At 70.1% G+C, this 5,872-nt stretch carries 7 protein-coding genes and 1 tRNA gene; 4 read left to right on the top strand and 4 right to left on the bottom strand.

The window, feature by feature from the left end:
- Positions 1-128: 128 nt before the first annotated feature.
- On the top strand, positions 129-1,148 hold the full coding sequence (locus Q8M88_RS14950) for an FAD-dependent monooxygenase (RefSeq protein WP_305597954.1): 1,020 nt from the start codon (positions 129-131) through the stop codon (positions 1,146-1,148).
- Positions 1,149-1,388: 240 nt separating this feature from the next.
- Here Q8M88_RS14950 and Q8M88_RS14945 read toward each other — a convergent pair whose 3' ends face one another.
- From Q8M88_RS14945 to Q8M88_RS14930, 4 genes are all read right to left on the bottom strand, one after another.
- The gene (locus Q8M88_RS14945; RefSeq protein WP_305597953.1) at positions 1,389-1,598 is read right to left on the bottom strand and encodes a Trm112 family protein; all 210 of its coding nucleotides are present in this window, start codon (positions 1,596-1,598) and stop codon (positions 1,389-1,391) included.
- A 9-nt stretch (positions 1,599-1,607) separates the two neighbouring features.
- The gene (locus tag Q8M88_RS14940; RefSeq protein ID WP_305597952.1) at positions 1,608-2,267 is read right to left on the bottom strand and encodes an LON peptidase substrate-binding domain-containing protein; all 660 of its coding nucleotides are present in this window, start codon (positions 2,265-2,267) and stop codon (positions 1,608-1,610) included.
- 12 nt (positions 2,268-2,279) lie between these two features.
- Positions 2,280-3,185, bottom strand: a complete 906-nt coding sequence (locus Q8M88_RS14935; RefSeq protein WP_305597951.1) for a co-chaperone YbbN — start codon at positions 3,183-3,185, stop codon at positions 2,280-2,282.
- 104 nt (positions 3,186-3,289) lie between these two features.
- Complete coding sequence (locus tag Q8M88_RS14930) at positions 3,290-3,793, bottom strand: prolyl-tRNA synthetase associated domain-containing protein (protein ID WP_305597950.1); 504 nt, start codon at positions 3,791-3,793, stop codon at positions 3,290-3,292.
- A 90-nt stretch (positions 3,794-3,883) separates the two neighbouring features.
- Between Q8M88_RS14930 and Q8M88_RS14925 the strand changes: the two genes are divergently transcribed.
- The 3 genes from Q8M88_RS14925 to Q8M88_RS14915 all read left to right on the top strand — a co-directional run.
- Positions 3,884-4,627: a DUF6065 family protein gene (locus Q8M88_RS14925; RefSeq protein WP_305597949.1), complete on the top strand. Its 744-nt coding sequence runs from the start codon at positions 3,884-3,886 to the stop codon at positions 4,625-4,627.
- Between the two features lie 155 nt (positions 4,628-4,782).
- Positions 4,783-4,857 (top strand) — tRNA-Gly (locus tag Q8M88_RS14920).
- A gap of 134 nt (positions 4,858-4,991) precedes the next feature.
- The coding region (locus tag Q8M88_RS14915; RefSeq protein WP_305597948.1) for an MFS transporter at positions 4,992-5,872 on the top strand (881 nt) is incomplete at its 3' end.

The following is a 5,872-nucleotide window of genomic DNA, read 5'->3' as shown; positions in this document are numbered from 1 at the left end:
CGGGCGCGATGGAGGCTTCCGCCAGCGGCACCAGGCTCGCCCAGACGCCGAGGCCCACCACGAAGACGCCAACGATCACATAGCCGAGCCACATCGCCGTGCCGGTGCGCGGCTTCGGCGCATCGAGGATGAGGTCCTCCTCCTCCGGCTGCCACAGCGCCGGGGGCGCGGCGGCGGGGCGCGGGCGGGGCTTCCACCTGCATTTCGACGCCGCGGAGATCGCCGACCGGGCCGACGGTGAACCGCTGGGCTACATGCTGGAGAACCGGCTGATCCGCGCCGGCCTCGCCGCCGCGGTGCGCGACGCCGGGATCCAGGTGCTGGCGCCGGCCAGGGTCGTGGCGCTCGAGGTCGACGCCCGGGCCGCGACGGTGCGGCTGGAGGACGGTCGTGCGCTCAGCGCCGCGCTGGTGGTCGGGGCCGAGGGGCGCGGCTCGGTGATCCGTCGTGCGGCGGGCATCGGCGCGGTGGGTTGGGACTATCCGCAGACCGCTGTGGTGGCGACCGTCGGGCTGGAGCGCGACCATGCCGGCGTCGCCCACGAGTACTTCCTGCCGGGCGGTCCGTTCGCCATCCTGCCGTTGACGGGGCGCCGCGCGAGCCTGGTGTGGACCGAGCCCACGGCGCGCGCCGAAGCGCTGAAAGCCGCCTCGCCGGACGCCTTCCACGCCCATCTGGCGCGGCGTTTCGGCGACTTCCTGGGCGCGGCTCACGCCCAGGGCGCGGTGTTCACCTATCCGCTGAGCATGCAGCTGGCGGAACGGCTCGCCGCGCCGCGGGCAGCCTTGCTGGGCGATGCGGCCCATGGGGTGCACCCGATCGCGGGACAAGGCCTGAACCTGGGCCTGAAGGGCGCGGCGGCGCTGGCTGAGACCCTGGTCGACGCGGCGCGGCTGGGTGAGGACATCGGTTCGCTGGCGGTGTTGGAGCGTTACGCCCGCTGGCGACGGTTCGACACCGCGATGCTGGCGGCAGGCATGGACGCCTTCGTGCACCTGTTCTCCAACGCCAATCCGGTGCTGCGTCTGGCGCGCGGGCTGGGCATGGCGGCGGTGAACCGCATCGGGCCGGCGCGGCGGATGTTCATGCAGGAAGCCGGCGGCGGGCTGGGCGACCTGCCGCGGCTGCTGCGGGGCGAGGCGCTGTGAGGGGGTAAGCATCCTTGGCTTGTCCCAAGGATCCATGACCTCCGCTCACGGCAAACCTCCGCCGCAGCTTCGCCCCCTCCGTCTTTCGCCTGCGGCGAAAGGTACCTCCCCCGCTTCGCAGGGGAGGAGCAGGGAGCATCGCTCCTTCCCTGCGAAGCGGGGGAGGTGGCGCGCCCGAAGGGCGTGACGGAGGGGGCAGTTGTCCGAAAGCACAGCGAAGCGGCGGGGCTCGCGCTGAACCTACTCGCCCTCGGCCAGGGAGCGGGCTTCTTCCGGCAACATGATCGGGACGCCGTCGCGGATGGGGTAGGCGAGCTTGGCGTTGCGGCTGATCAGCTCGCCCTTGGCGCGGTCGTACTCCAGCGGTCCATGGGTGACCGGGCAGACCAGGATCTCCAGCAGGCGCGGGTCGACGTCGCCGCCCAGATCGGCGTGATGGGGTTCGCTCATGACCAAGCCTTACTGGAGCGGATGCGGTTCGTCATCGTCGTCGTCGAGGGCGTCGATCTCCAACAGCGCGGTCAGCACCTGGAAGCGGGCGGCGAAATCCTCGGCCTCGAGGATGGCTTGCTTCTCACTGGCGTTAAACGGCAGGCCCATAGCCAGGCTGTTGGCCAGCGCCTCCAACGGGGCGGTGGAGGCGGTGTCCCAGTCGATGTCCAGCTCACGGTGGTTCAGATAGCGCTTCAGCGCCTTGGCGAACCTGGGCCGGTCGACGCCGGCGAGCGGGGCCTCCTCCAGCAGGTCTGTCGCGAACGGCTCGAAGCGCGAGCGCACCTGTCGGTAGGGCGTGCGCACGGCGAGCTCCTCGCCGGCGCTGAAACGGCAGATGCCGGTGAGCGTGATCAGGTAGCGCCCGTCCGAGGTCTCGGCATAGCTGGTGATGCGGCCGGCGCAGCCGACGGCGGCCAGCGCCGGGTTGGCCCGATCGCCGCCCGCGCGCTTCTGGATCATGCCGATCATGCGGTCGCCGGCCATGGCGTCATCGACCATGTTCAGGTAGCGCGGTTCGAAGATCTGCAGCGGCAGGTCGCCTCGCGGCAGCAGCAGCACCCCGTCCAGCGGGAACACCGGGATCACCTGGGGCAGGTCCGCCGCGGTCCTGTAGCCGGTGGTCATGGCGCGCCCTCCTTAGGAGAACAGGATCGCCGACAGCCGCCGGCGTCCCTGGCGCGCCACGTCGGACGCGCCGCCAGCCGCCTCGAACACCGTCAGCAGCTGCTTGCGCGCCGCCTCCTCGTTCCAGTCGCGGTCCTTGTCGATGATGGTCAGCAGGTGGTCGGCGGCCTCGGCGAGCTGTCCCTGGGCGGCCAGCGCCTTGGCGAGTTCGAAGCGCGCCTCGTGATCGCCGGCGTCGGCGGCCAGCCGCTGCTCGTACGGGGCGGTGTCGGAGGCGGGCTGGGCGGCCAGGGCGAGCGCTGCGCGGACGCTGTCGAGCTCCGGATCCTTGGAGCCGGGCGGGGCCATCTCCAGCACCTCCAGCGCGCGCTCGGCGTCGCCCTGAGACTGGTAGACCCGCGCCATGCCGGCGATCGCCTTGAGGTTGGCTGGATCGGCCTGCAGCAACTGGGCGTAGGCCTGAGCCGCGCCGCCGACGTCGCCGAGGCTCAGGGACTCGGCGGCCATGGCCAGCAGCTCCTCAGCCGCGCTCGCGTCGGCCGCGCCGGGATCGCCGATGCGCTTGACGAAGGCCTGCACCTCGCTTTCGGGCAGCGCGCCCATGAACCCGTCCACAGGCCGGCCATCGACGAAGGCGAACACCGCGGGGATCGACTGCACCCGAAGCTGGCCGGCGTAGGCGGGGTTCTTGTCGACGTCGATCTTGACCAGCTTGACCGCGCCCTTGGCGGCCAGCACCGCGCGTTCCAGCGCCGGGCCCAGTTGCTTGCACGGGCCGCACCAGGTCGCCCAGAAGTCGACGATCACCGGCTGGATGCGCGAGGCCTCCATCACGTCGGCCGCGAAACTGGCGTCGGTCCCGTCCTTGATCAGGTCGGCGGCGGGCGGTGCGGCGGCGGTTTCCCCGATCAAGGTCATGCGGGCGGCTCCTTTATTGGGTCTCGGCTTGGGTCTCGGGTCGTCGTTGAACGTTCGCGCACCCTAGATGGTCGCAAGGCGCGTGCGCTTCAACGCCTGCAGCGTCAGGCCAGGGTCAGGCTTTCGAAGTCGACGATCAACGGTGAAATCCCGACGGCGGCCAGGAATGTGCGAAAGCCCGCCTGGCTGAGCGCGGTGGTCGCGGTGTTGACCAGCGGATGGAAGTTCACCGTGGCGGCGTCGGCCAGCGCCTTGTCCAGCACGAATCGCACGCGGCGCTCGGCGTCGTTGACCAGGGCGAAGGCGGTGACCGAACCCGGCGTCACGCCCAGCGTGCTCTCCATCAGCTCGGCGGAGCCGAACGACAGCCGGGCCGCGCCGATCACCGCGGGCAGGCGCTTCAAGTCCACCTCAGTCGTGTCCTTGGCCGAGATCAACCAGAGCTGGCCCTTGGCGTCCTTGAGGAACAGGTTCTTGGTGTGGGCGCCCGGAAGCTGCGCCTTGACGTCCTCGCCTTCGCCGACGCGGAACACCGCGCGGTGTTCGAGCGTCGCGGGCGCCGCCCCGATCTGCTCGAGGAAGCCCAGCAGTTGCGCCTGGGTTTGCATCGCCGCTCCAATAGCGCAACTGGACGCCGATGCGAGCGCCTGGGTACAGGTGAGGGTCGAAGTTTTCCGCTCTAACGTCGCGAGCCCGCCATGGAACTCGAGTGCTACCCCGTCGCCGAACGCCCGCCGGAGATCGTCGCGGGCCGCCCGCAGCGCGGCTGGATGGAGCGGTTCTCCGAACGCCATCCCTACCGCTGCCTGCCGCTGACCATGGCCAACACCACGGGGTGGGAGATCCTCTGCCCCATGGCCGTGACCATGGAATGGAATGGCGGGGTGCTGCAGAGCGACATCACCCTGAAGCCCGACAACCCGAACCCGGATTTTCACCACCTGGTGAAGTCGCACTTCAGCCATGGGGTGGTGACCTTCCACCCGGGCTATCTGTTCCGCACGCCGCCCGGCTGGTCGATGTGGGTGATGGGGCCGCCCAACCATGTGAAGGACGGGATCCAGCCGCTCGCAGGCCTGGTGGAGACCGACTGGCTGCCGTTCCCCTTCACCATGAACTGGCACTTCACCCGGCCCGGCCGCGTGCGCTTCGAGAAGGGCGAGCCGTTCTGCTTCATCACCCTGGTGCAAGACAAGCCGCTGGCGCAGATGCAGCCGGTGATCCGCCGCATGGACGCCAACCCCGAGCTGCGCGGCCAGTACGACATGTGGGAGAAGCACCGCGCCGACTTCAACGCCAAGATCTTCCGCCTCGACCCGGAGGCCACCAAAGAAGCCTGGCAGCGGTACTATTTCCGCGGCGAGTTCCCCGAGGACATCGCCCCTGCGCCCGAGGGTCACGTCAACAAGCGCCGGCTGAAGACGCCGCGGTTCGGCGGCTGAGGCGGATGGCGCAGACGTGGGTGGCGCAGACTTGGGTGGCGCAGAGGCGGGCGGCGGCGGATCGCATGCGCGCCCGCTTGCCAACCGCCGGGGCGTCTGCCATAAGCCGCCTCTCGAAATTTCGGGGGCGGGACTTGTATCCGACCTCGAGGAGCGCGGGCGTAGCTCAGGGGTAGAGCACAACCTTGCCAAGGTTGGGGTCGAGAGTTCGAATCTCTTCGCCCGCTCCAAAAACCACCGCACAATCGCAGACTGAACTCACCCCCTGCGGGGCATGCCCTTGCGGCAGGTTCTTGTGCTAAGGCCCGGATGAGAACCGCGGGCGCCGGCGTTCGGCGCACCGCGGCGCGAGGGTGAGCACAGCATGAGCCAGGCGAACACGACGACCAACCCGCGGACCGGCCCCACCTGGGGCGTGTCCAGCGTGCTTTACGCAGCGATGATCACCACCTATTCGGGATTGGGCGCGCTGTACGCCTTCATGCCGGCGGTGGGGCGCGAGCTGCACATCCCCGACGCCCTGGTCGCCTCGACGGCTTCGGCGTCGTCGCTGATCTGGTTCCTGGTGGCGCCCCTGTGGTCGACGGCCTCCGACCGGGTGGGGCGCAAGGCGATCATCCTGGTCGGGTGCGCGGGCTTCGCGGGCTCCAGCGCGTTGACCGCGCTCGCCATCCACATCGGCATGGTCGGCTGGGTCGCGCCGATGACCGCCTTCGTCGCCATCGTCGGCTCACGCTGTTTCATGGGCCTGTTCGGGTTTTCCGCGGGGCCGGCGTCGCAGGCCTATGTGGCCGACCACACGAGTCCCGAGAACCGCACGCAGGCGCTCAGCATGCTGGCCTCGGCGCAAGGGCTGGGCAGCATCCTCGGCCCCGCCGCCGCGCCGTTCATGATCCTGCCGATCCTGGGGCTCGCCGGGCCGATGTTCTTCTTCTTCGTGATCGGCACGGCGGTGTTGGTGGCGGCCTGGGCGCTGATCCCGGCCGACCGGCGCGAGAACGTCCCGGCGCGCGCAAGCCAGCCGCTGCTGCAGCGCCTGGGCCTGCGCGGCGGCTTCTGGGGCGACCCGGTGGTGGGCCCGTTCGTCTGGTGCTCGCTGTGGCTGGGCGCGGTGACCATCGTCAACGCCCAGGTGATCGGCTTCATGATCATCGACCTCACCGGCCTGCCGCCGATGAAGGCGCAGGTCTACACCGCCTATGTGCTGATGGGCGGCGCGCTGGTCTCGGTGCTGGCGCAGTCGGC

The organism is Phenylobacterium sp., from assembly GCF_030693805.1.
Classification (GTDB): domain Bacteria; phylum Pseudomonadota; class Alphaproteobacteria; order Caulobacterales; family Caulobacteraceae; genus Phenylobacterium.
This window is presented reverse-complemented; position numbering and strand designations above follow the sequence as displayed.

Bases quoted from the DNA above. Each gene is read 5' to 3' on its own strand.
- Q8M88_RS14950 (WP_305597954.1), top strand. From the start codon at position 129: ATGAGGTCCTCCTCCTCCGGCTGCCACAGCGCCGGGGGCGCGGCGGCG.
- Q8M88_RS14945 (WP_305597953.1), bottom strand. From the start codon at position 1,598: ATGAGCGAACCCCATCACGCCGATCTGGGCGGCGACGTCGACCCGCGC.
- Q8M88_RS14940 (WP_305597952.1), bottom strand. From the start codon at position 2,267: ATGACCACCGGCTACAGGACCGCGGCGGACCTGCCCCAGGTGATCCCG.
- Q8M88_RS14935 (WP_305597951.1), bottom strand. From the start codon at position 3,185: ATGACCTTGATCGGGGAAACCGCCGCCGCACCGCCCGCCGCCGACCTG.
- Q8M88_RS14930 (WP_305597950.1), bottom strand. From the start codon at position 3,793: ATGCAAACCCAGGCGCAACTGCTGGGCTTCCTCGAGCAGATCGGGGCG.
- Q8M88_RS14925 (WP_305597949.1), top strand. From the start codon at position 3,884: ATGGAACTCGAGTGCTACCCCGTCGCCGAACGCCCGCCGGAGATCGTC.